This is a genomic window from Kitasatospora sp. NPDC098652 (genome assembly GCF_044760155.1).
Lineage (GTDB): Bacteria > Actinomycetota > Actinomycetes > Streptomycetales > Streptomycetaceae > Kitasatospora.
Genome location: NZ_JBIWAQ010000003.1, coordinates 589,196 through 613,655, shown reverse-complemented (window position 1 = coordinate 613,655; position 24,460 = coordinate 589,196). Strand labels below are relative to the sequence as shown.

At 73.9% G+C, this 24,460-nt stretch carries 18 protein-coding genes and 1 pseudogene; 10 read left to right on the top strand and 9 right to left on the bottom strand.

Annotated features, from left to right (window positions below; genetic code table 11):
- Positions 1–84 precede the first annotated feature (84 nt).
- Together ACIQWA_RS10685 and ACIQWA_RS10680 are read left to right on the top strand one after the other, a co-directional pair.
- A complete protein-coding gene (locus ACIQWA_RS10685; protein WP_402480788.1) occupies positions 85–630 on the top strand; it encodes a hypothetical protein in 546 nt (181 codons plus the stop codon).
- A 15-nt stretch (positions 631–645) separates the two neighbouring features.
- A pseudogene (locus ACIQWA_RS10680) lies at positions 646–855 on the top strand (AraC family transcriptional regulator); the annotation flags it as partial.
- A gap of 25 nt (positions 856–880) precedes the next feature.
- On the opposite strand, the gene ACIQWA_RS10675 reads toward ACIQWA_RS10680, so the two are convergent.
- Positions 881–1,171, bottom strand: a complete 291-nt coding sequence (locus tag ACIQWA_RS10675) for a muconolactone Delta-isomerase family protein (RefSeq protein ID WP_402480890.1) — start codon at positions 1,169–1,171, stop codon at positions 881–883.
- Positions 1,172–1,353: 182 nt separating this feature from the next.
- A complete protein-coding gene (locus ACIQWA_RS10670; RefSeq protein ID WP_402480785.1) occupies positions 1,354–1,746 on the bottom strand; it encodes a YybH family protein in 393 nt (130 codons plus the stop codon).
- Between the two features lie 213 nt (positions 1,747–1,959).
- On the opposite strand from ACIQWA_RS10670, the gene ACIQWA_RS10665 reads away from it, so the two are divergent.
- Both ACIQWA_RS10665 and ACIQWA_RS10660 read left to right on the top strand, forming a co-directional pair.
- A complete protein-coding gene (locus ACIQWA_RS10665) occupies positions 1,960–2,322 on the top strand; it encodes a DUF1304 domain-containing protein (protein WP_360242118.1) in 363 nt (120 codons plus the stop codon).
- Positions 2,319–2,954 carry a TetR family transcriptional regulator gene (locus ACIQWA_RS10660; protein WP_402480783.1) on the top strand — a complete coding sequence of 212 codons (636 nt, stop codon included), beginning with the start codon at positions 2,319–2,321 and terminating at the stop codon, positions 2,952–2,954. The genes ACIQWA_RS10665 and ACIQWA_RS10660 overlap by 4 nt, the downstream gene beginning before the upstream one ends.
- Before the next feature lie 181 nt (positions 2,955–3,135).
- On the opposite strand, the gene ACIQWA_RS10655 is transcribed toward ACIQWA_RS10660, so the two are convergent.
- From ACIQWA_RS10655 to ACIQWA_RS10645, 3 genes are all read right to left on the bottom strand, one after another.
- A complete protein-coding gene (locus ACIQWA_RS10655) occupies positions 3,136–4,011 on the bottom strand; it encodes an alpha/beta fold hydrolase (protein WP_402480780.1) in 876 nt (291 codons plus the stop codon).
- A gap of 77 nt (positions 4,012–4,088) precedes the next feature.
- Positions 4,089–5,228, bottom strand: coding sequence for a glycosyltransferase family 4 protein (locus ACIQWA_RS10650; RefSeq protein ID WP_402480888.1), 1,140 nt, complete (start codon positions 5,226–5,228; stop codon positions 4,089–4,091).
- A gap of 74 nt (positions 5,229–5,302) precedes the next feature.
- Positions 5,303–6,442, bottom strand: a complete 1,140-nt coding sequence (locus tag ACIQWA_RS10645; RefSeq protein ID WP_402480779.1) for an acyl-CoA desaturase — start codon at positions 6,440–6,442, stop codon at positions 5,303–5,305.
- A gap of 387 nt (positions 6,443–6,829) precedes the next feature.
- On the opposite strand from ACIQWA_RS10645, the gene ACIQWA_RS10640 reads away from it, so the two are divergent.
- Positions 6,830–7,960, top strand: coding sequence for a hypothetical protein (locus ACIQWA_RS10640; protein ID WP_402480777.1), 1,131 nt, complete (start codon positions 6,830–6,832; stop codon positions 7,958–7,960).
- A gap of 146 nt (positions 7,961–8,106) precedes the next feature.
- Here ACIQWA_RS10640 and ACIQWA_RS10635 read toward each other — a convergent pair whose 3' ends face one another.
- From ACIQWA_RS10635 to ACIQWA_RS10620, 4 genes are all read right to left on the bottom strand, one after another.
- A complete protein-coding gene (locus ACIQWA_RS10635) occupies positions 8,107–10,758 on the bottom strand; it encodes a TIM-barrel domain-containing protein (protein ID WP_402480774.1) in 2,652 nt (883 codons plus the stop codon).
- A 75-nt stretch (positions 10,759–10,833) separates the two neighbouring features.
- Entirely contained in the window at positions 10,834–11,664 is an 831-nt protein-coding gene (locus ACIQWA_RS10630) for a carbohydrate ABC transporter permease (RefSeq protein ID WP_402480771.1), read from the bottom strand.
- A complete protein-coding gene (locus ACIQWA_RS10625) occupies positions 11,664–12,536 on the bottom strand; it encodes a carbohydrate ABC transporter permease (RefSeq protein ID WP_402480768.1) in 873 nt (290 codons plus the stop codon). Before ACIQWA_RS10625 ends, ACIQWA_RS10630 begins: the two co-directional genes overlap by 1 nt.
- A gap of 139 nt (positions 12,537–12,675) precedes the next feature.
- Positions 12,676–13,956 carry an extracellular solute-binding protein gene (locus ACIQWA_RS10620; RefSeq protein WP_402480765.1) on the bottom strand — a complete coding sequence of 427 codons (1,281 nt, stop codon included), beginning with the start codon at positions 13,954–13,956 and terminating at the stop codon, positions 12,676–12,678.
- A 372-nt stretch (positions 13,957–14,328) separates the two neighbouring features.
- Between ACIQWA_RS10620 and ACIQWA_RS10615 the strand changes: the two genes are divergently transcribed.
- From ACIQWA_RS10615 to ACIQWA_RS10595, 5 genes are all read left to right on the top strand, one after another.
- Positions 14,329–14,775 (top strand): CU044_2847 family protein, encoded by a 447-nt coding sequence (locus tag ACIQWA_RS10615; protein WP_402480764.1) that lies wholly within the window; start codon positions 14,329–14,331, stop codon positions 14,773–14,775.
- Complete coding sequence (locus ACIQWA_RS10610) at positions 14,772–15,728, top strand: trypsin-like peptidase domain-containing protein (RefSeq protein WP_402480761.1); 957 nt, start codon at positions 14,772–14,774, stop codon at positions 15,726–15,728. Before ACIQWA_RS10615 ends, ACIQWA_RS10610 begins: the two co-directional genes overlap by 4 nt.
- Positions 15,729–15,732: 4 nt before the next feature.
- Complete coding sequence (locus ACIQWA_RS10605; protein ID WP_402480758.1) at positions 15,733–17,262, top strand: hypothetical protein; 1,530 nt, start codon at positions 15,733–15,735, stop codon at positions 17,260–17,262.
- Between the two features lie 116 nt (positions 17,263–17,378).
- Positions 17,379–18,416, top strand: a complete 1,038-nt coding sequence (locus ACIQWA_RS10600) for an AAA family ATPase (RefSeq protein ID WP_402480755.1) — start codon at positions 17,379–17,381, stop codon at positions 18,414–18,416.
- 56 nt (positions 18,417–18,472) lie between these two features.
- Positions 18,473–24,424, top strand: a complete 5,952-nt coding sequence (locus tag ACIQWA_RS10595; RefSeq protein ID WP_402480754.1) for an SAV_2336 N-terminal domain-related protein — start codon at positions 18,473–18,475, stop codon at positions 24,422–24,424.
- Positions 24,425–24,460: the final 36 nt, after the last annotated feature.

The window sequence follows — 24,460 nt, the reverse complement described above, 5'->3', positions numbered from 1 at the left end:
ACGGGGAAGAGCCGCATCGGGTGGAGCCGTACGGGGAAGATCGAAGAATCCGTACTGCAGTTCGAGGAGATTCGAGGAGAGTCGATGCAGGTAGCCGTGGTCACCTTCGACGGGTTCAACGAGCTCGACAGCTTCATCGCGTCCGCGCTGATCAACCGGTGCCGCAGGGACGGCCTGGAGGCCTTCGTCACCACGCCGACGCCGACGGTCACCTCGATGAACGGCGTGGAGGTGACCGGCCAGCGCCCGCTGGGGTTCGTGGCCGAGGCCGACGCGGTGCTCATCGGCAGCGGGGTCAGGACCCGCGACGTGGTGGCCGACGACCGGCTGCTCCGGATGCTGCCGCTCGACCCCGCGCGCCAGCTGGTCGGCTCGCAGTGCTCGGGCGCCCTGGTGCTGGCCCGCCTCGGGCTGCTGGGCACCATGCCGGCCTGCACCGACACCACGAGCCGGCCCTTCGTCGAGGCCGCCGGCGTCACCGTCCTAAGGCGTGTCTTGTGGATCAGGCCAGGCCCGCGACGCCAGGGCACGCACCTCGCCGCGTTGTCGTCGGTCGCCGATGCTCCGCATGGACTCCCTCCTCCGCCTTGCGATGCACGCACCCTGACGCCGCGGTCTGGTCCGACCTGATCCACAAGACACGCCCTAGACGCGCCGTTCCACGCGGAGGGGAACATCGCCACGGCGGGCGGGTGCCTGGCCTCCCAGTACCTCGCGACCTGGGTGATCGCACGGCTGCTCGGGGAGGAGGCCGCCCGCGGCGTCATCGACTACGTGGCCCCGGTCGGCGAGAAGGCGGAGACCGTCGAACGCGCCCTGCACGCCGTCCGGACGGGCCGGGCCGCACTCCGCTGACCCGCCGGGCGGCCCGCCACGGTTCTCACGGCCGGGCCGGGTCGTTGGGGTGGGACTCCAGGGCGGTCACCGTGAGGGTCATCCACGGCCGCAACGGGAGGCTGCCCAGCACCTGCTCGCGCAGCTCCTCCTCGTCGGCGGCCCGCCAGATGCCGATGCTGCGCAGCTCGCCGACCGGGCGCCACAGCCGGGCCAGGCGCCCGGCGGCGGCCAGCTCGCGGGCGCGGACGGCCTCGGCGGCGCGTCGGCGGTCCACCTCAGCCGCGGGGGTGCCCTCGGGCACGGTGGTGGTGATCTCGACCAGGAACTCGCGCAGCGCCCCGGCCTCGGGCTCGTGCGCGGCGGCGTCCGGGAACTGGGTCATGTCAGGCTCCGTCCAGAGATGCCCGGCCGGCGGCCGGGGTCGCGGTGGGGGCGCCGTGTCGTGGGCGCGGCGCCGGGGGTCCGTCGTGACGCCCGTGGCGTGTCGGGCGGGTGCGGGCCGGGTGGTGGGCGGCCTCATTGCTCCTCGGCGGCCTCCGGGGGCAGGAGGGAGACCTGGTAGTGGGCGATCGCCCAGCCGGTCGCGGTCCGTCGCAGCAGGACGCCGAGGAAGACGCTCAGCGTCGGGCGGTCGGTGAACGAGAAGTCCACGGCGAGGTATCCGAGGACGAGGTCCCGGGCCGGGCGGTTGGTCGTCAGGATCGTGTACTCGGCGGTCAGACCGGCGGGTTGGGCGGCGTAGTAGGCGGCCACGCCGGGCCGCCCGACGCTGTAGGGGTGCAGGCCCTGGAAGACCGCGTCCTCGGTGAAGAGGGCGGCGACGCGTTCGGGCTCGCGCCGGTCGACCGCGTCCTTCCAACGGTCGAGCACCTCGCGCAGGACGGTCTCGTCGGCGGGGGCGTCGTCCACTTCCGTGTCTCCTCCCGGGAGCGGCGGTGTCGGTGCGGTGGCCGGGGCTCGTGCCGCCGTCCAGGTGCAGGATCTCCCGGACCGGGCGTCGGCCGCTCGTCGGCCGCTCGTCCGCAGCCCTTCGGCTGCTCTGCCGGCGGGGCGGTGCAGCTGGACTTCATGGACAGCTGTCCAGGTAAGATGGACACCTGTCCATGAATTCGGGAGCTGATGATGCGCACGACGGCGGATCTGCTGGTCGGCCTGGTGGCCGTGTTGCACGGCTACATCCTGGTGCTGGAGATGTTCCTGTGGGAGCGGCGGCCCGGCCGTGAGCTGTCCGGCTTCGACCCGGCGCTCGCCCGGGCGACCGCGCCGCTGGCCGCCAACCAGGGCCTCTACAACGGCTTCCTGGCCGCCGGGCTGGTCTGGGGGCTGCTCGCCGGCGGTACGACGGGGCACCAGGTGCAGGTGTTCTTCCTGGCTTGCGTGGTGGTGGCCGGACTGTACGGCGGTGCCACCGCGAACCGGCGGATCCTGCTCGCCCAGGCCCTGCCCGGAGCGGTCGCCCTCGGCGCCGTCCTGGTGGCCGGATGAGCGCCGCCCCGGACCCGAGGGATGCCCCGGGCCCGAGGGATGCCCCGGGCCCGAGGGGCGCCCCGGACCCGAGGAGCGCCCCGGACCCGAGGGCCGAGCGGACCCGGGCCGCCCTGCGGCGGGCGCTGCTGGCGGAGTGCGCCGAGCGGCCGCTCGCGGACGTCAGCGTCGCCGCCCTGGTGCGCCGCGCCGGGGTGGGCCGGGCCACCTTCTACGTGCACTACGCCGACCTGGGGGCGCTGGCGGTGGACGCCTGCGCCGACCTGGTCCGCGTGGCAGTGGACGCGCTGCACGCCTGGCGGGGCGTGCCCGACCCGGACCTCCCGCCGCCCGCCCTCACCGGCTTCTTCACCGGACTCGTGCCGCACGCCGGGCTCCACCGCGCCCTGCTGACGCCGGGCGGCGGCGGGCCGCTCGGCCTGGTGCTCAACCGCGAGCTGCGCGAACGCAGCCGCACCGAACGGGCGTTGGCCGGAGCGCCGGAACCCGACCTGGTGGCGGCCGCCGTCGCCGGCACGTTCACCGGGGTGCTCGCCGACTGGTTGCACGGCCGGATCGCGGCGGAGCCGGAGCGGATCGCCGAGCAGGTCTGGCGCCTGCTGATCTCCCTGCACCGCACGCCGCGGCTGTGACCGGCACGACGGCGGAGGGTTAGGGCGTGTCTGACAATTCGCGTCGGATCAGCGCGCGGCGGTGGGGTGCGTGCATCGCAAGGCGGAGGAGGGAGTCCATGCGGAGCATCGGCGACTGACGACAACGCGGCGAGGTGCGTGCCCCGGCGTCGCGCGCCCGGCGGGAATTGTCAGACACGCCCTAGGCCACGGGGACGGGCACGGAGGCCCGGCCGGTCTCGGCGATCAGGGCGCGGAGGGCGGCGGCGACCGGGGCGGGGCGTTCCTGCATGGCGACGTGGCCGGTGTCGGGGAGGGTGAGCAGGCGGGCGTCGCGGAAGGCGGCGTAGGCACGCGGGGCGAGCCGGAACGGCACGAGGCGGTCCTCCCGGCCGTAGACCAGCAGGGTGGGGGCGGTGATCCGGCCCGCCTGGTGCCAGGGGGAGGCGGCGCCCCGACGCAGGGAGGTGCGGACCACGGCGCGCATGCCCGCGGGCAGCATCCCTCCCGCGTACGGGAGTTCGCTGCGGCGCAGCCGTTCGCGGGCCTCCGCCGCGCGCACCTCGGGGCGGACCCGGGTGGGGTCCGCGTAGATCAGCCGGTAGAGGTCGTCCAGTTGGCGGTCCGGGCTCTGGTCGGCGAGCAGCCGGGCGTACAGGCGCGGGGCGCCCGGCAGGGCGAGCAGGGCCGCGCGCAGGGCCTGGGGTGAGGGGAGGGCGGGCAGCACGGGGGCGAGCAGGGTCAGCGAGGCGACCAACTCGGGCCGATGGGCGGCGATGTGAAGAGCCGTCAGACCGCCGAGGGAGTTGCCGACCAGGTGGATCCGGCGGTGCCCGGCGCGGTCCAGGTGGGCGGCGACGGCCGCGGACTGGCCCTCGACCGTGACCAGGCCGTCGGGCGGGGGCGCCGACCGGCCGTAGCCGGGGAGGTCCAGGGCCAGGCAGTGCACCGAGCCGCGCAACTGGTCGATCAGGGCGGCCCAGTTGTCGGTCCAGCCGCCGAGGCCGTGCAGGAAGACAGCGGTGTCGGCGGCGGGCGCGGTGCCGGGGGTGTAGGTGGCGGCGAGCGGTTGGTGCACGGGGGTGGTTCCTTCGAGGGGCGGTCGGGTGCGGGTGCGGTGGTGGTGGCGGACGGGTGCGGTGGCGGGCGCGCGGCTCAGCGCCGCGGTGCGCCGGTGGTCTCCGCGATGGCGAGGCGGTAGTGCCCGATCAGCCGGTCGCCGATCGACGCCCAGTCGCGCTCGGCCACGGCGGCGCGGCCCGCCCGGCCGAGTTCGGCCCGCAGGCCGGCGTCCCGGGCGAGCCGGTCGACGGCCGTACGGAACTCCTCGCCCGCGCCGGGCGGCACCAGGAAGCCGGTGCGCCCCGGGCGGACCAGGTCCAGCGGCCCGCCGGCCGCCGGGGCGACCACCGGCAGGCCGCTGGCCATCGCCTCCTGGACGGTCTGGCCGAAGGTCTCGTACGGCCCGGTGTGCGCGAACACGTCGAACGAGGCGTACAGCCGGGCGAGTTCGTGCCCGGTGCGGCGGCCCAGGAACTCCGCGTCCGGCAGTGCGGCCTCCAGCGGGGCGCGGCACGGGCCGTCGCCGACCACCACCAGCCGGACGCCCGGCAGTCGGGAGGCCTGCACCAGCCGGTCGACCTGCTTCTCGGCCGCCAGCCGTCCGACGTAGCCGACCAGCACCTCGCCGCGCGGGGCGAGCCGGCGGCGCAGCGCCTCGTCGCGGTGGCGCGGGTGGAAGCGCTCCCGGTCGACCCCGCGCGGCCACAGGTGGAGCCGGGGGACGCCGTGGGCGGCCAGCGCGTCCAGCGACGCTCGGGAGGGCGCCAGCGTCCGGGCGGCCGTGCCGTGGACGCGCCGCAGGATCCGCCAGGCCGTCCGGGCGCCGGCCTCGCCCGCGAACGGGAGGTAGGTCCGGGCGTAGGCCGCCATGTCCGTCTGGAACACCGCCACGGCCGGGACCGAGGCCCGCCGGGCCGCCGCGGCGCCCGCCGCCCCGAGGGCGAACGGCCCGGCCAGGTGGACGACCTGGGGGCGGTGCCGCTCGATCGCGGCCGCCAATTGCCCGCCGGGCAGGGCGATCCGCACCTCCGGGTAGCCGGGCAGTGGGACGGACCGGACCCGGAGCACCTGGTAGCCGTCGATCCGCTCGGGGCCGCGCCGGGTGCGGGTCGCCGGGGTGACCACCAGGACGCGGTGGCCGCGGGCGGTCAGGTGCTCGGCGGTCCGCAGCACGCTGTGGGCGACGCCGTTGAGCTGCGGGGGGAAGGACTCGGTGACGATCAGGACCCGCAGTGGGCCGCCGTCGGGCCCGGGGGCGGCGGCGGGGGCGAGCGGTGCGGCCGTCGCCGGCCCGGACAGGACGCGGCTCACCGGGCGGTCCCGCTCTCGGCCCGGGACGCACTGCTCTCGGCCCGGGGCCGTCCGTCCTCGGCCCTGGTCCTGGTCCTGGCCCGGGCCCCGGGTACGGCCGCGGTCGGGGGTGCGTCGACGCAGCGGCCCACCGCCCGGAGGTCCCGCAGGATCTCCCGGAACGAGTCGACCAGGCCGGCCTCGCGGTAGGGCAGGCCGACCTCCGCGCAGTAGGCGCGCACGATCCGCGAGGCCGGGCGCAGCGCCGGTACGGGCATGGCCGGGAAGAGGTGGTGCTCGATCTGGTAGCCGAGGCCGCCGAAGAGGAAGTGGGTGAACCGCCCGGCGCGGAGGTTGCGGGTGGGCAGCACCTGGCGCCGGAGGTAGTCCGCGGGCTGCTCGTCCGGTCCGGTCATCGGCATGCCCTTGTGGTTGGGCGCGAAGATGCAGCCCAGGTAGACGCCGAGCACGGCGCCGCACAGCACGGCGAAGGCGAGCGCCTGGAGCGGGGTGAGGACGGCCAGCAGCAGGCCCGCCGCGAGGGCGTAGTGCAGGACGGCGAGCGTCCGTTCCAGCACCGGGTGGCGCAGCCGGCCCCGGGTCAGCGTCAACGCGGTGGCGACGACCAGGCCGAGGGCCTGGAGCGAGAGCAGCGGGAAGAACAGCTCCGCCTGGTACTTGGCGACCGTCCTCCGCAACCCCCTGGTGCGGACGGCCTGTTCGGCGGTGCGGACGAAGAGCATGGCGTTGGCGGCCGGGTCGCGGCCTTCGCGGTTCGGGTGGGCGTGGTGGCGGTTGTGGTCGCTGACCCACCAGCCGTAGCTCATCCCGACCACCAGGTTGCCGAGCAGGATGCCCGCGAGGTCGGTGCTCCGCCGCCCGGAGAACACCGCGTGGTGCGCGACGTCGTGGCCGAGCAGCGCCAACTGGCCCAGGACGAGGGCGAGTACGGGCGCCAGCGCGAGCTGCCACCAGCTCGCGCCGACGGCGGCGAACCCGGCCAGCCACAGGGCGAGGGCGGCCAGCAGGGCGGTGGCCCGGCAGCCGTAGTACAGCGGGCGCTTGCGGAGCAGTCCGGCCTCGCCGACGCGTCGGCGCAGCTCGGCGAAGTCCCCGTGCGGGGTGGGTCCGGCGGTCGGGGTGTCCTGAGGGGTCATGCCACCATCCCGGTCTCGGGTCGCTCCGGCCGGTCGTGGCCGCAAAGCCACCCGTCCCGGGGCCACGTGCGGTGGCCCCGGGACGGGCGGCGGCCTCACCCTTCCGTACCCGACCGGCCGGTGTGCCCCGGCGGGCCCGTGTCGCGGTCGGAATGGGCTCGAACGGGCGGGTGGCGGCGGGGGTTGTTCCGTCGGGTATCCGAAGGTCGAGCGTTCTTGCGAGGCTTCCGGCCGGTCCCCGGCGGGATCCACCCGGTGGTCCATCCGGTGGTCCACCCGGGGTCCGCTCGGGGACCACCCGACCTCGGGTCGGGGCGGCCGGTCCGGTGCTCTAGCCTTTGGCCAATGACCGGGACGACCGATGTACACGCTGCCGATGTGCCAGACGTGCGCTCTGTGCACGATGTGCCCGACGGGGTCTGGACCAGGCTGACCGCGGCCACCGACCTCGATCGGGCGGTAGCCCGCTCCTGGCTCTTCGGGCTCGGTTTCAACCGCGCGGCGCCCGTCGACGTGCTCCTGAGCCTCCTGGATGCCGGGGAGGCCGGCTTCCTCTGGCGGGAGGACCTACCGCCCGAGGTGATGGACGCCGCGGTCGTCCACGAAGCCAGGCGGGTGCGTGTCATCGCCGCGGAATCCGGTCACCTCTCCGCCGCACAGTGGGACCGGCTCGTCGCCGCCACGCCGAATGCGGGGCTGCGAGGGCTCTTCACGGAGCTCGCGGCCGAGCACCTGGCCGCCCGGCGGCTCTCCCGTGGCGGCCGCGGCGTCGGCAGCGCGCCGCACGCCGACGCCACGCCGCCCGGGACGCCGGAGGAGATCGCGGTGATGGCCGCCGACGTCCCCGACATCGATCCGGAGGGCCTGACGACGGCGCTCTGGTGGATCGGCGCCCTGTACGGGGACGCCGACGCCATGCGTCAGCTCGCGGCCTCGCCGAAACTGCTGATCCGCCGCAGCGTCGCCAGAGCGCCGCGCCTGCCCGCGGACGTGGTGGCCGGGCTGGCCCGCGACCGGGACCGGGTCGTGCGGCTCTTCCTCGCCGAGTCGTGCGACGACGCTCCACCGGAGCTGCTCCTGGACGTGGCCGCGTGGTGGGACGGGAGCCTGTCCTTCCCCGGCCGACCGCACAACCACCCCAACTTCCCCCGCGAGGGCCTGCTGCGCTTCGCGACGGACCCCAACCCGCGCCTGCGGGCCCTCGCCCTCGACGACCCGGCCTCGAGCGGCGCCCTTGTCGAGCAGCTGAGCCGCGACCCCGATCCGCTCGTACGCGCGGCCGCCGGGCGGGACCGGCGCCTCTCGCCGGAATCGCTCCGAGGGCTCGTCACCGACCCGGACGGAGGCGTGCGCCGGGGGGCCCGGCTCAACCCCGCCCTGCCACCGGATCTGCTGGTGACGCTGCTGCTCGAAGCCGGCAGCGCCGAGCACGCCGTCCGTAACCCCGCCATCCCCGTCCCCGTCCTGCGCCGGATGGCCGCGCTCGGCAGACTCCGGGCCGCGACCGGAACCTCCTGAGCACCTGAGCACCTGAGCACCGGCGGAGCCGGGGCCGACGCCGGTGAGGCCCCCGGCGTGCGCCGGGGGCCTCGGTCGGTCGGTCGGCGGATCAGTGTGCCGGCCGATCAGCCAGCCGGCCGATCAGCCGGCCTCCGGACCAGTGTTCAGTGGATCAGGTGGAGCGAGAACTGGTCGTCGGTGGGGACGGACGGGGTCTTGACGTGGGTCACGCCCGTTGCCGGGTCGTGGTACCAGCCGGAGGCGGCGGTGTCGAGGTCGGCGGCCGACTCGAGTTCGGGCAGCCGCCCGCCCTGGGTGACGACCAGGCGCGGGGCGGACTGGCCGTGCACGGTGAAGCGGTACGAGCGGGCGTCCGGCTTGCCGGTGTAGCTGCCCTCGCTGGCACCGACCTCGACGGTGGTGACCGGCCCGTGGGAGTGGACCTCGACCTGCTGGGTGGCGGAGGACCCGGCGTCGTACTGGCGGGTGACGCCGTCGTCCTCGTACAGGGTGTACGAGGAGTCGCCCTGCGGGTAGAGGTCGTAGTCGAGTTCGCCGCGGTCGCGGTTCTGCCAGGACAGCGTGCCCTGCGGCCACATCGGGACGATGGCGCCGCCCTTGACGAACAGCGGCAGCGTGTCCAGCGGGGCGGAGTAGTTGTCGATGGTGGTGGGTCCCTGGTACGTGCGCCCGGTCCAGTAGTCGGTCCAGGTGCCCTCGGGCAGGTAGATGCCGTTGCGCACCGAGGTGTCGGAGTAGACCGGGGCGACCAGGAAGTCCGGCCCGGCGAGGAACTCGTACTTGGCGTTCGGGCCGAGCGCGGCCTTGTCGTGCGGGTACTCCAGGGCGAGCGGGCGGACGGCGCCGATGCCGGTGCGGGTGGCCTCGGCGGACAGGGTGTACATGTACGGCAGCAGGCGTTCCTTGAGCTGCAGGTACTTGCGGTTGATCGAGGTGTAGGGCTCGCCGTCCAGCCAGGGCTGCTGGTCGCGCTGCTCCTTGCCGGTCATGTCCTTGGCCCAGCCGTCCATGGTCATGATGGTCGGCAGGAAGGCCTTCCACTGGAGGTCGCGGGTGTACATCTTGGGGTCGCGGCGGAAGATCGAGCCGACGTCCCCGGTGTTGTAGGCGATGCCGGACATGGTGGCGCCCGCGTAGGTGGGGATCTGCCAGCGGATGTAGTCCCAGGACAGGCTCTGGTCGCCGCTCCACAGCACGCCGCAGCGCTGGGCGCCGGCCCAGGAGACCGGCAGCCAGACGAAGCCGCGGGCGTCGCTGTTGTCCTCGATGCCGGCCTTGGCCTGGTCGCAGGCGTTCAGCGCGAAGTCGTAGCCGTTGCCGACCCAGGCGACGTCGAGCTTGCGCACCCGGACCCCGGCCTTGACCTCCTCGGCCTGGTTGGGCAGGCCGTTCTGGGTCCACAGGCCGAGCTGGGCGTGGTCCTTGCGCAGGCCCTCGCCGGTCTGCGGGAGGTTCTCGTAGCCGCAGCCGTAGCCGTCGTTGACCAGCATCCAGCCGAGCGGCATCTGGTTCTGCACGTAGCCGTCGGCGACCTTGAGGGCGTCGGTGGTGTGGCGCTCGCCGCGGTTGGCGTTGTGCAGGTAGCAGTCGGAGTCGCCGGGTTCCAGGCCGTAGACCGGCGGCATGAAGGGCTTGCCGACCAGCGAGGTGTACTGGCCGATGACGGACTTGACGTCACCGGTGAAGTAGTAGGCGTCCAGGCGCCGTTCCTGCTGTCCGGTGCGCACCGGCGAGCCGAAGTCGTAGATCCCGGGGGCGAAGGTGTTGCGGAAGACGCCGTAGCCGCCGCTGGAGACGTAGAACGGCTGGGAGTTGTTGTAGCCGCCCTCGTTCCAGTTGGTGCTGTTGGCGACGTGGACGGTCTGGTCGCGGTGCGAGAAGCTGCCGTTCTGCTCGCCGCCGCCGAAGAACTGCTCGTCGGCGCCGCGGGTCAGGCTCTGCCGCAGGCCGCTGGTGGACCAGCGCAGCGGGGCGTTCTCCTGCCAGATCGCGGTGCGGTTGTCGGCCTGGTAGAGGCCGAACCGCAGCGGGTGCTTGTAGACCCGCAGGACGACGTGGCCGGACCGGACGCCGTAGTAGTCGCCGGCGTCGAACGAGGAGGTGCGGGGCTGGAGTTCGGGCTGCTTGCGGATGATGGTGCTGCCCGCCGGGTCGGTGATGGTGCCGTCCGGCGCGGCGCGCAGCCGCAGTTGGTCGTCGGCGAGGAAGTCGACCTTGGCCTTGAGGGTGCCCGCGGCGATGTCGTAGCTGCCCTTGCCGCCGCTGAACGAGGTGAGGTCGCCGGCGTCGGCGGTCTGCGGCAGGTAGGCGCGGCCGGTGAAGGAGCCGCCGTGCACGTCGTACGGGACGACCAGGACGTGGTAGGTGCCGGAGGCCTTGGGGATCACCGTCGCCTCCGGGTCGGCGGTGCCCGCGCTCTCGGCGACCTCCTTGCCGTCGGCGTCGTAGATGTACAGGTCGAAGTCGTCGGTGGGGTTCTGCCACTGGACGGAGATCGGGACGCCGCCCTCGGGGTTGTCGTCCCAGTAGCCCTTCGGGACGTTCACCGTCAGGTCGAAGCGGGCGCAGACCGCGCCGTCCGGGTCCTGGGCGACGGCGGGGCAGGAGGTGGCGCCGCCGAGGGTGCCCTTGGCGTAGGTGGGGCTCTGCCAGGTGACGCTCTGGTGGCCGTCGTCCAGGACGGCGGCGGGCGGGCCGGCGGCGTGGGCCGGTACGACGGGGCCGGTGACGGCGGCGAGGCTGGTCAGGGCCGCCGCGAGGGCGGCCCTGCGGAGCTGGGGTCGGAGCAGGCGCACGGGGGTTCTCCTGTCGACTCGGGTGCTCGGTGGCTTGTTGGAGGGGGCAGGGGCGCGACTCGGTCGTTCGGAGCGCTACTTGACGGATCCGGCGGTCAGGCCGGAGACCACGTGCCGCTCGATCACCGCGAACAGCACCACCACCGGCACGATCGCGACGACCGAGCCGGCGAACAGGTAGTTCCACTGGACGGTGTAGTTGCCGATGAAGCTGTTGATCCCGACGGTCAGCGGCTGGCTGCCCGGATCGGTGGACAGCGTCAGGCCCATGACGAACTCGTTCCAGGCGGAGATGAAGGTGAAGATCACCGCCGTGACCACGCCCGGCAGGGCCAACGGCAGCACCACCCGGCGCAGCGCCCCGATCCGGCCGAGGCCGTCGAGCATGGCGGCCTCCTCCAGCTCCACCGGGATCGAGGAGATGTACGCGGTGAGGATCCAGACCGCGAAGGCCAGGTTGAACGCGGCGTTGCAGAGGATCAGCGTCCAGACCGAGTTGAGCATGGACAGCTGGTAGAACTCCCGGTAGAGGCCCACCAGCAGGGAGGTCGGCTGGAACATCTGGGTGACCAGCACCAGCAGCAGGAACAGCCGGCGGCCCCGGTAGCGCACCCGGGCGGTGTAGTAGGCGGCGGGCAGCGCGACCAGCAGCGCCAGCAGGGTGGAGCCGCCGGCCACCAGCAGGGTGACCCGCAGGTTGTCGCCGAGCGTTGACTCCTGCCACACGCCGACGAAGTTGGACCAGGCGAAGTGCCGTGGCAGGTACGTCGCGTCGCGCAGCTCGTCGGCCGGGCGCAGCGCGGTGACCACCATCTCCAGGTACGGGAACAGGAAGACCACCGCCAGCAGCCAGGCCGCCCCGGCGAGGGCCAGGGTGCGCGGCCTCCAACGGTTCTGACGCAGCATCAGCTCTCCTCCTGGTTCCAACCGCTGACCTTGAGGAAGGCCAGCACCATCAGCACCACGAGGGCGAAGTTGACCACCGACATCGCCGCGGACTCCCCGATGTCGGTGGACTTCAACTGGTACATGAACACCGTGCTGGTGGCCGTGTCGCTGCTCGGGCCGCCCTGGGTCATGCCCCAGATCACCGGGAAGGAGTTGAAGACGTTGATCAGGTTGATCACCAGGCCGACCAGGAACGCCGGGCGCAGCAGCGGCAGGGTGATCCGCCGGTACGCCTGCCAGGCCGAGGCGCCGTCCACCCGGGCCGCCTCGTACACCTCGGCGGGGACGGTCTGCAGGCCGGCCAGCAGGGTGTAGGTGGTGAACGGGAGGGACACGAACACGGCGACGAAGACCATCCAGGGCCAGGCCGTCGACGGGTCGCCCAGCCAGTCCCGCGGGCCGTCGACCAGCCCGAGGTCGGTCAGGAGGGTGTTCAGCACGCCCGCCGTCCGGTCCAGCATCCAGCGGAAGCCGATCGCGGTCATCAGCACGGACGCCGCCCACGGGGCGATCAGCGCCCAGCGGGCGTAGCGCCGGCCCGGGAACCGCTGGTCGAACAGCTGGGCCAGGGCGAGCGACAGCAGCATGGTCAGGCCGACCACGGCGAGGGTCCAGGCGACCGTGGCCAGCAGGACGTGGCCCAGGTCCGTCTCGCCGAACAGCTTCCGGTACTTGTCCGGTCCGGCCGAGCCGCGGACGAAGCCGCTGGTGCTGACCCGCAGGAACGAGGTGCGGACCATCTCGTACACCGGCCACAGCACCACGGCGAGGATCAGCAGCACGGCCGGGGCGATCCACGGCAGCGGGCCGAACCGGCGGCCTCTGCGCACAGGGGGGTTGGGAGTCACGGGGGTGCCTTTCACGGCCTTCGACGGGAGCCGGCCGTCAACTGTCCGAGGTGGGCCGTCATTCGCGCGGGTCGGGCCGTCATGCGCTCGGAGCCGGCCGTCAACTGTTCGGGGTGGGCCGTCACTTGTTCGCGACCGCGTCCTGGGCCTTCTTCTGGAGGTCGCCGAGCACCTTGGCCGGGTCGCCCGAGACGGCGCTGCCGACCGACTTCTTGAGTTCGGCCGAGACCGCGTCCCAGGTGGTGTCGCCGAGCGGGTAGAACACGGCGTGCGGCAGCAGCGCGAAGAACGGCGCGAGGTCCTGGTGCTTGCCCCCGGTGGTGAGTTCGCCCAGCGCGCTCTGGGTGACCGGCATCAGGTTGTACGTCTCGTCGAAGGCGACCTGGTTGTCCTTGCTGTACGCGAAGTCGAGGAACTTCCGGATCTGGTCGCGGTGCCCGTTCTTCTTGAACGCCATCATCCAGTCCGCCACGCCGAGGGTGGAGGCCAGCGGGCCGTTCTTGCCGGGGATGGGCGCGACCCCGTAGTCGACCTTGCCGTCCTGCGCCATCTGGATCAGCGACGGGTGCCCGTTGAGCATGGCCGCCTTCCCGGCCGCGAAGTCCGCGAACGCGGTCTTGCGGTCGGTGGTGGCCGGGTTGGCGTAGGTCAGCCCCGGGTCGACCAGGTTGGACCTGAGCCAGCGGAAGGTGTCGATGTTGGCCTGGCTGTTCAGGGTGTACGCGCCGTCCTTGCCGGTCGGCCCGCCGTCGTCGCCCAGCTCCCAGATCATGCTCTCGCCCTGGGCCTCCTCCGGCCCCAGCGGCAGCGCGTACGGCGTGACCCCGGGCACCTTGGCCTTCACCAGCTCGGCGTCCTTGCGCAACTCGTCCCAGCTGGTGGGCGGTTGGCCGATCCCGGCCTGCTGGAACAGCGCCTTGTTGTAGAACAGCGCCCGCGCCGAGGAGACGAACGGGATGCCGTACTGCACGCCCTTGACCTGCCCGGCCCGGGCGAAGCTGTCGATCAGGTCGCCCCGGGTGTCGGGGGAGAGCACGTCCTCGGCCTTGTACAGCAGGTCGTCGGCGACCTTGTCGGCGTACCCGCCGGTCTGCAGCACGTCCGGCACGTTGCCGCTCTGGATCATCGTCTTGACCTGCTTGTCGATGTCGTTCCAGTTCACCACCTGGACGTCCACCTTGATGCCGGGGTTGGCCGCGGTGAACGCGGTGGCGACCCGGTTCCAGTAGTTCTTCGAGCTGTTGGACTCCTTGTCGCCGTAGTCGGCGGCCACCAGCTTGAGCGTCACCTTCCCGTCGGCGTCCGCCCCACCACCGCCGCTCCCGCCACCGCTGCCGCAGGAGGTGAGGGCGAGCGCCCCCAGGGCACACGCCGAGACGAGGGCCAGCACACGTTTGTCCACCGCAGATACCGCCTTCGTGCGTGCTTGATCGGATGATCCAAGATGCTTGAAGAGCACTGGTTTTGAGCAGTTTCGAAAGAGCAGCTTGCTGCTCCGGGCGGTTCATGTCAATCGTGACTGCAGTTTTGAGCAACCCGTCCCCTCGTTCTCGGCCCACCGCGACCCGCTCTGCGCAGAAACGCTCAACGCCTAAGGCCTCCTCCCCGAGCCAGGGGTGAGCACCCGTCACCCACGAAGAGGGGAGCCGCCGGACGGGCGGAAGACGATCGAGCGGGCCGCGCGGTCGCGGTATTGTGGCGCGCGCGGTCGGGGAGGCCGCAGGTGAGGACGGCGGTTCGGGCGTACGGCCCGGACGTTCGGGAGGGGAGCGGCATGGCCGGGGATGTGACGGTGGAGACGATCGACCTGGGGGACGGCACCACGGTGCGGGCCGAGGTGATCGGCGAGGTGGGCTTCGCCGCCGCCGGGGGCGAGGACGAGTTCGGCGACGTGGGGCTGCGGGACCGGGCCGCCCGGGTCGGCTCGGCGGTGGCGCTGTCGCTGGACCAGGTGCGCGGCACGGTGCAGGGCATCGGCCGCTGGGCCGCCGAGACCATCACCCAGGGCGGGGCCGGGGCTCCGGACACCTTCGAGGTCGAGTTCGGCCTCAAACTGGCCGTGAAGTCCGGGCAGTTGCTCGGGATCATCGCGGAGGCCGGGAGCGAGGCCGGGCTGACCGTCAAGCTCTCCTGGGACCTCGCGGCGCGCCGGGAGCGGGCAGGCGCGGCGCCGAGCGCAGGAGACGGCGCCGAGGCCGCCACCCCCGCCGCCGCGGAGTGACCGGCCCGCACCTCGACCGCGCCCGGGCCGAGGCGCTGCACCGCTGCGCCGTCCGGATCGAGGCCGCGGGCGCCTTCCTGGGCAGCGGCTTCCTGGTCGCCCCGGGCCTGGCCGTCACCTGCGCGCACGTGGTGCTGGACCGGCGCGGCCCGGCCGAGGCCCTGGTGGTGCGGCACGGCGCGAGCACCCACCCCGTACCGCCCGGCGCCGTCCGGGCCGAACCCGCCGGCCTGGGCACCGGCCCCTTCGAGGCGTTCCCCGACCTCGCGCTGCTCGACGTCCCGGCCGCCGCCCCCGGCCACCCGGTGGCCCCGCTGGCGGGCGCCGAGGCCGAGCCGGGCACGTGGCTGACCGCCCTCGGCCACTCCACGGCCACCCCGACACCGGGGGTCAACGAGGACACGGTGGCCCTCCAGGTCGTCGGCCGGTCCGGGGAGTTCATCGCCGTCACCGGCTTCGTGCAGCCCGGCCTCAGCGGCAGCATGCTGGTCGGAGCGGACGGGCTGGTGCGCGGCGTGCTCAAGGGCAGCCGCTCGTACAAGCAGGACCTGGGCGGCTGGTACGTGCCGCTGGCCGCGCTGCTCGCCTTCCTCGGCCCGGTGGTCCGCGCGGCCGCGCCCCAACCGCCGCCCACCGACGCGGACGTGGTGACGGCGCTGATGGCCCTCCCGTACACCGCGCGGGCCGACGGGCGGTTCGACCTGCTGGAGCGGATGGGCGAGCACCTCGGCCTGCCGCACTCCTTCGAGGTCGAGGAGCGCTCCGACCGCCGCGACCACCTGTTCCGCATCGTGCGCCGCTGCCGCGGCCACCGCGACGCCCCGGCGGCGCTGCGCGCGCTGTACACGGCACTGGAGGAACTCGCCCCCCACGACGGCGCGTTGCCGCAGCTGCGGGACGTACTGGACCGGGCCGCCGGGGACCACCCCGCCGACCGTCCGGGAAGCTGGTAGGCCGATGCACACGGGCGCGTACGGCGGCCGGCCGCCGTGGGCCGGCGGCGAACCGGGCACCCACCTCGCCGCCCCGTTCGAGGAGGCCGAGGGCCTGCTGGCCGACATCCTGTTCGGCTTCCGGGGGATGCAGCGGCGGGAGTTCCGGCAGGGAGTGCTGGAGACGATGGGCCGCTCCCCGTCGTCCAAGCACTTCCACCTGGACGTCAAGGAGGCCGACACCGCGCGCGAACACGTCCTGGAGATCCTGCGGAGCATCCGCTGCGCCCGCGACCCCCGGGCCGTACTCGGCTCGCTCCGCGAGGCGCTCAGGGACCACGACCCGTACGGCGGCGCCCTGCCCTGGCTGGAGGTGACCGTGCTCGCGCTCACCGCCGAGACCGGACTGCCGGCCGGCGTCCTGCTGCGCGCCATCACCCTGCTGCGCACCCTGGACCCGGCCCCCGGCCCGCACCGACTGCTCCTCCACGTGCCCCCGAACGCGCCCGGCCGCCACCGCGTCGACGAGCGGACCACCCTGCCCGAGGTCCTCACCCGGCTGCTGGACCACTTCGGCGGCCCCGACGCCGGTCACGCCCTGGCCTTCCTGGACAGCCTGGCCCGGGACCAGGACCTGCTGCTCCGGCACCCCCGGCTCGCCGACCTGGGCACCCTGCTGAGCAGCCTCCCGGTCGCCCGCCCCACGCCCCCGGAGAAGGCCGCCGCCCGCCTGATCGTGCAGATCCGGCTGGAACCCGAGACCCCGGAGCACATCGAGGCTGGCCGCTACCACCTCCGGGCGTCCTGCTACCGGCAGCCGCTGGCCGGCGGCCCGATCGAACGCCTCCACGACCTGGTCGCCACCGACTCGCTCGCCCTGGAGGACCTGGTCGCCGAGGGCAGCGCCCGGCTGGCCGGCTGGCAGACCCTGGTCTCCGAGCTCGGCCGGCACAAGCGCAGCCCGGTCCGGATCGAGTTCCTGCTGCCCAGGGAACTGCTCGGCCACAGCGCCGAACTGTGGTCCCCGACCCTGGACGGACGCCGGATCGGACTGCTGCACCCGGTGGTGGTCCGCTACCTGGACCGCTACATCAACCCGTGGCTGCAGACCGAGGCCTGGTACGACCGGTGGGAGCACCTGTTCGCCGACACCCTCGACTGCGAGGCCGTCGACCGGATCGGCTGGCCGCCCCTGCACCCCGAACGGGTCGCCGACCTGCCCGGCTGGCTCGACGGCCGCCCCACCGTCGCCTGCCTCGGCCTCGACACCCCGTACGACGAACTCGACCCCCGGGTGCGCGCCGCCGTGCTCGACGCCGTGGAGATCGACGGCGTCCCGGCCATGCTGTGGCGCCGCTCCCCGGGCGCCCCGACCGACGTGGTCGACGCCCTGCGCCGCGACCGCCCGCGCTCACTCGCCCACCTGCCGGAGGCCGTCCACCGGCACCGCAAGGTGACCCGGCAGGCGCCCGCCCAGGACGGCGTCACCCTCTTCTGGGACGACCCGAACTGCCTGGACCCGGATCAGGACGCCGGGTTCCCGGGGATGGTGTGAGACGGATGGCGTGAGGCGGGCGGTGTGAGGCGGACGGCGCGAGGCGGACGGCGTGAGACGGATGGTCGGCAGTGGAGCGGGAACCAACGGCAGACGATGAGGACGAGGCGGTAACCATGCCCGAGAACTGGTGGATCTACCGGGGCACCGGCGTGCCCCACGGCGGCATCGCCGCGCTCCCGCCCGCCCCCGCCTGGCGCTCCTTCGGCGACTGGGTCGACAACGACGAGGAACTCCCGCCACCCCCGGCCGAGGAAGCCGCCGGGCTGACGGCCCGCCGACTCGGCCGCGTCCAGCAGGCCACCGCCTACCAGGCCGACGAGCGCGAGATCCACCTCGTCAACCTGGCCCTCCACCTGCGCCGCCCGCTGCTGATCACCGGCAAGCCCGGCGTCGGCAAGTCCACCCTCGCCTACGCCGTCGCCCACGAGCTGGGCCTCGGCCCGGTGCTGCGCTGGCCGATCAGCAGCCGCTCCACCCTGCGCGACGGCCTCTACACCTACGACGCCATCGGCCGCCTCCACGAGGCCGGCCTGCACGCGCCACAGGACGGCACCCACCACAGGCCGCCCGCCATCGGCCGGTTCCTGCGCCTCGGCCCGCTCGGCACCGCCCTGCTGCCCTGGCGCACCCCCCGCGTCGTCCTCGTCGACGAGATCGACAAGAGCGACATCGACCTGCCCAACGACCTCCTCAACGTCTTCGAGGAGGGCGAGTTCGAGATCCCCGAACTCCAGCGCCTCGGCCCTGGCCCGCAGGAGGTCGCCGTCGCCGACCCCGGCCGGCACGCCGTCGTCCGCGGCGGCCACGTGCGCTGCGCCCACTTCCCGCTGGTCGTCCTCACCAGCAACGGCGAGCGGGAGTTCCCCTCCGCCCTGCTGCGCCGCTGCGTCCGGCTGGAGATCCAACCGCCCACCGAGGAACGGCTGGCCGCCATGGTCGCCGCCCACCTCGGCCCGGACGGCAGCCCGGACGGCGCCCAACGCGCCGAGCTGATCACCGAGTTCCTGCGCCGCCAGCGCGAGGACGGCGCCGACCTGGCCAACGACCAGCTGCTCAACGCCCTGCTGATGGCCGAGCGCGGCCTGTGGGGCAGTGGGCCGGGGCGCGACGTCATCCAGGACGTCCTGCTGCGCCCGCTCAACGAGGGCTGAGGCGGCGGCCGGTGGACGGGTTCGGTACGGGCGGGCGCGGTACGGGCGGGTCCGGCGTGGACGGGAACGGTACGAGCGGGAGTGGTACGGGCGGGCCCGGCCCGGACGGAGCGTCGGCGGCGCACACCGCGCTGCGGCAGGCGCTGGCCGCCCTCGTCGCACCCGAGGACGGCGCGTCACGGCCCCAGGACCTGGCCGACGCGCTGTGGATCTCCCGGCTGGCCGGTCTCGGCCCGCTCCCCGATGCCGACGACGATGCCGATGCCGGTGTCGACGCCGACGCCGACCCTGAGCCGCCGGGCGGCCACCCCGCGCCCCCGACCACCCCGCACCCGCACCAGCCGTCCGCCGACCCCGACCGTCCCCGACCGCCCGCCCCCACCACCCCGCGGCCCGGCCCCAAGGTCGAACTCCACCCCCGCCACGCCCCCACCGACCCCCACCACCCGGGCGGCCCCGCCCGCGGCGCCGAAGTCGTCCAGGTCACCCGGCCCCCCGCCCTGCCCGGCGCCCTCGCCATCGCCCGCGCCCTGCGGCCACTGCGCCGACCGCTCACCCCACGCCCCGGCGGCCGCCGGCCGTCCCACCTCGACGAGGAGGCGACGGCGGAGGCCACCGCCGAGGCCGGGGTGCTGTTGCCGGTCTGGCAGCGGACCCGGCCCCGCTACTCCGTCGACCTGCTGGTCGACACCGGCGCCACCATGGCCGTCTGGCACGACCTCGCCGGTGAACTCGCCACCCTGCTGGAACGCCACGGCGCCTTCGAGGAGGTGCGCACCTGGTCCCTCGACACCGACCGGCAGACCCCGCACCTCACCCCCTTCCGCCGCCGTCGCACCGCCGCCCCGCCGCCCGCCACCCCCGACCGGAACTGGTCCCGGCCGCTCACCGACCCGCACGGCCGCCGGATCCTGTTCGTCCTCACCGACGGCGTCGGACCGGCCTGGTACGGCGGCGAGTTGGTGCCCTTCCTGGCGCGCGCCGCCGCCACCGGACCGGCCGCCGCCCTCCAGGTGCTGCCCCGCCGGCTCTGGCACCGGACGGCCCTGCGCCCCGCCCCGGTCGAGGCCCGGGCGGCCACCCACGGACGGCCCGTCCCCGTACTGCGCACCGAGAGCACCCTGCCCGGCATCCCGCGCGGCCGGGCCGGCGAATCGGCCCGGGCCTCGGTCGGCTGGCTGCCCGTGCTGGAGATCGACGCCGACTGGCTCGCCCCCTGGGCCGACCTCACCGCGGGCCGCACCACCGGCTGGACCCCCATGCTCGCCGCGCCGCTCAGCGGGGTCCCGCGCCCGCCGCGCCCGCGCACCAGGGAGACGGCCGCGCGCCCGCCCGCCGACCGGGTCGCCGCCTTCCGGGCCGGCAGCTCCCCGAACGCCTACCGGCTCGCCTGCCACCTGGCGGCGGCGCCGCTCAGCCTGCCGGTGATGCGGCTGGTCCAGCGGTCGACCGTGCCGGAGTCGGGTCAGCGGGAACTGGCCGAGCTGTTCCTGTCCGGGCTGATCGAGGTGCGGGAGAAGGCCGCGGACCCGGACGAGGTGGTGTACGACTTCGTCGACGGCGTCCGGGAGGAACTGCTGGGGGAGTTGACCCGCACCGAGTCGGTCCGGGTGCTCGAGCACGTCCTCGCCAAGGTCTCCGGCCGGGTCGCCGCGACCTTCGGCGGCACCCTCGACTTCCGCGCCCTCGCCGCCGCGACGGAGGACTCCCGGCACCGGATCCCGGAGCGCAGCCGCCCGTTCGCCGAGGTCGCGGCGCGGGTGCTGGCCGGGGCGGGCGGCCAACACGTCACGATCGCCCGGCACTTGAGCAGCGCCGTCGGCGACCGGACCCTCCGGCGCGACCTGCTGACCCCACCCCCGCCGATCACCAGCCCACCCGACCCGCCCCGGATGATCGGACGGCAGGAGGAACTCGACCGGCTCGCCCAGGCCTGCGAACCGGGTGGCGTACACACCCGGCCGGTGGTGATCGAGGCAGCACCGGGCATGGGCAGGCGACGACTCGTCCAGGAGTACGTCCAGCGCCACGGCGACCGGCACTCCTTCGTTCACTGGATCAACGGGCGGACGGCGGACGGGCTGGCGACCGGGTTCGTCCAGCTGAGGTCTGCCCTCGGGGCGTGGCCTCGTGTCCCCCTGGGCGAGGCGGTCGCCGGCCACCCCGACTGGCTGATCGTCGTGGACGCCCTGCGCCCGGGATCCGGGCTCCCCCGAGAACTCGCGGCACTGCTCGCGGACACCTCGGGCAGCCTGATCGTCACCACCAACTCGCGCGAGGGGATGCGCTACCTCGACTCCGCGACCACTGTCACCCTCACCTTCCTCACCGAGGGGGAACTGCGCGAGGAGATCCGCGGCCGCCTCGGCGACGCCTACCGACGGATCGAGTACGCCCAGGAGTTCCAGTACCTGCTCGACCGGATGCCCCGCCGCCCGGACGAACTAGTGACCTGGCCCCTCGACGCCCAACTGGCCGCACTGGTCGGGCCGGAGGGGGCGGGGGACTCCTACTCCAACGTCCGCAGCTTCCGCCTGCCCAGCCCGGCCGTTGCGATTGCGACGGTGCGAAATCCAGATGGTGCTGGCCCCAACTGTGTTGCTGTCTACGGTGTAGACGGCCTACTGCGCTACATCGACCCCACGACCGGTCTTGAGGCGAGGCCTCCTCATTCCCTTCCGGTTTCGGCTGTAGAGATTGTCGCCATAGCTGAGCTGGGAGGCTACCCCTCGATTCTCTGCACTGTGGATTCTTCTGGGGCATTGCGCTATTGGGAAGGCCGTGACGGCTCCTTCGTGGCGGGTCAAGTAAGCGCCGGAGTCTCACCGACGGCTATGGCGTCCTTCATTCACGCAGATAGGACCGAGTACCTCTGGACGTCTGACCTCCAAGGTCGGATGACCTTGTGGGATCCAGGTGACGGCTCTGTAGCTTCGGACCTGCCCGGGCCTCCCGGCGGACAGCGATCCTGGGCGATGACCACCCTGCCGCAGCCGGACGGGCCCTCGTACCTGGTCGGCGTCGACCCCACCGGGCGCCTCCACCGCTGGCAGCCCGAGGACCCCACGACCGCAGAGTTCTTCGCCGCCGCGGTGGTCGACCCAGGCCGCGCGCGGACGATCGTCGGGATCTCCGGTGACGAGACCCGCTGCGTGATCGCCTCGATCGGCGACCGGGACACCCACGTCCACATCTGGGAGTTCGACGGCCGTTGGCGCCAGGACCGTCGGCGCGACGCCGAACAGCCCCTGCTCGCCCGTCGCTTCCGCCTCATCGAGCGGATCGCCCAGGGGCTGCGCAGTGAGGTCTGGCGCGCCCGGGACGACCTGCTCGGCTCGAGCGTCGCGGTCAAGACCTTCGACCGGGAGAGCCCGCCCGCCGTCCTGGAGGCGGAACCGTTCCTGGAGCAGGCAGGGAGGCTCGCACTGCTCGACCACCCCGGCGTCGTCGCCTGCCGCAGCTCTGGCATCGACGCCGAACGTGCCTATCTGGTAATGGAGTTCATTGACAACCACGATCTGCGGACCGCGTTGGAAGGGGGGCCGTTGCCCCCGTACGAGGCCGCCGCGATCGTGTACGGCGTCGCCAGGGCACTGACCTACCTGCACGGCAACGGGATCGCGCACGGCAGGATCGAGCCCGCCAACATCCTCGTCCGCCCGGACGGCACCCCGGCGCTCTGCGACTTCGGGATCGAGTTCACCGGCGACGCCCCGGCGAACCCCTCCGACGACCTTCACGCCCTCGGCAAACTCCTCCAGGAGACCGGAGCCCCCGAGACCCTGCACGGTCTCGCTTCCGAGCTGCTGCACTCCGACCCGAGCCGACGCCCGTCCGCTGCCGAGGTCGCCCTGCGGATCGAGTCCTCGGGCGCCCTGCGGCAGCCCGACCGGACGGCGGCGCCACCACTGAGGTTCACGCTGCTCGGCGAGGTGCGCGCCTGGCGCGGGGACGAGCACGTGGACCTCGGCCCGGCGGAGCGCAGGGCGGTGCTCGCAGCCCTGCTCAAGTACCGGGGCCGCCCCGTCCGGGCCGAGGTGCTGATGCAGGCGGTACGGCCGCAGCACACCTCCTCTACCCAGGAGGTCGACGAAGTCTGGCTCCACGTACAGGAGCTGGAGCGCGTACTCAACTCGTACCCGGCTCCCCGCGAGGTCCTCGAGGAACTGGCGGACGGATACACCTGGGTCCTGAACGTCGTCTCCGAGCAGATCGACGCCGTGCTCTTCGAACGGGCCGTGGAGCATGCCGAGTCGGTCCTGCTGGCCACCGACCCGGTGGCGGCCCGACGACACGTCGAGGAGGCCCTCGCCCTCTGGCAGGGGCCGCCACTGACCGGCCTGCCGGGGCCGTTGGCAGAACGGGAGCGGACCAGGCTGGAGCAGTTGCACGAGCGCGCCCAGGAGTTGCTGCGCGAAGCGGCGCCGCCGCCCGGCCCGGGCGACACCCGCCTCAGCTACCGGCTGCTCGGCCGGCTGCGCGTCCTGCGGGGCGGGGAGCCGCGGCCCGCAGGCTCACCGCAGCAGCAGGCCGTCCTGGCCGCCCTGCTGCTGCACGCCCCGGCGCCGGTGCCGATGGCGAGCCTGGTCAACGCCGTCTTCGGCGACGCCCCACCGGCCCAGGCCCTGGCTGCCGTGCGCACCTACGTCGTTCGGCTGCGCAACGTCCTGGCGGACCGCACCGGGCCGCGCGGCGCCGCCGAGATCCTCCAGTCGGTCAGCGGCGGCTACCGGCTGACCGTCGATCCGGGGTCGCTCGACGTGGCCGTCTTCGAGCAGCGCCTGGTCGAGGCCCGGCAGGCCCAGGAGGCCGGGAGCCTGTCCGAGGCGCACGCCCTGCTGCGGTCCGCACTCGACCTCTGGGAGGGGCCCGCGCTGGACGGGGTACCGGGGCCGTACGCCTCCTGGGAGCGCACCCGGCTGACCGAGCGGATGAGGGCGGCCGGCGAGGAGCTGTACGTCACGGGGCTGGCGCTCGGACGGCACCTGGAGTTCCTCACGGAGCTCGAACAGCTGGTCTCCGAGGACCCGTTGCGCGAGCGGCTGTGCGCCCTGCTGATGCTCGCCCAGTACCGCTGCGGGCTGCGGGACGACGCGATCGAGGCCTACCGGCGGCTCCAGGAGGGGCTGAGCACGGAGCTCGGCATCGAGCCCGGGCCGGCCGTGCAGCGGCTGTACCGGATGATCCAGGCGGCCGACCCCGAACTCCACCGCCTCGGTCTCGCCGAGGCGCTGGTCGTGCCGCAGGGCGGAACGGCCGCCCCCGCCGGGGTGGACGTCGACCGCCTCCCGCGCGGCGACGACCCGCGGGGTGTGGCCATCGGGACGGACCCGGCCGAACAGGCGCCCGTCTTCGTCGACTTCGAGCGGGATCCGCTGTTCGCCGTGTTCGGCGACCCCGGATCGGGGAAGACCGCGCTGCTCCGGCTGCTGGTCAGGCAGCTCACCGAGCGCTACAGCGCGGAGGAGATCGGCTTCCTGGTCTTCGACTTCCGCCGCACGCTGCTGGACCGGCTGCCGCCCGAGTACCTCGTCCACCACGCTTCCGGCGTGTCGGGTCTTGCCACCCTGGCCCGGATCGTGCGCGTGGCCGCCGCCAGTCGTACGCCGGACGCCGACCGACGGCGGCAGGGCCGGCGGGGGCACAAGGACATCTTCCTCGTCGTGGACGACTACGAGCTGATCGCCGAGGCCCTCGCCGAGGGCGAGCCGCACCCGCTGGCCTCCCTGGCCGAACTCCTCGATCAGGCGGGGAGCGTGGGCCTGCGGGTGATCGTCGCCCGCCGCGCGGAGGGCGCCGGCCGTGCCCGGGCCACCGACCCCTTCCTCCGCGCGGTCTGCGACCTCGGCCCGCACGGGGTGGTCCTCCCCGGCGGCGCGGGGGAAGGCCCGCTGCTGGGGTCCGTCGCCCCCCGGGTCCTCCCCCCGGGCCGGGGGGTCCATGTGACGCCGGGCCGCCCGTCCGGAACGCTGATCCGGACCGGCTGGATGCCCGACGGAAGCGGCTGATGACGACTGACGACCCGTCAGAATCGGGTCGGCGGC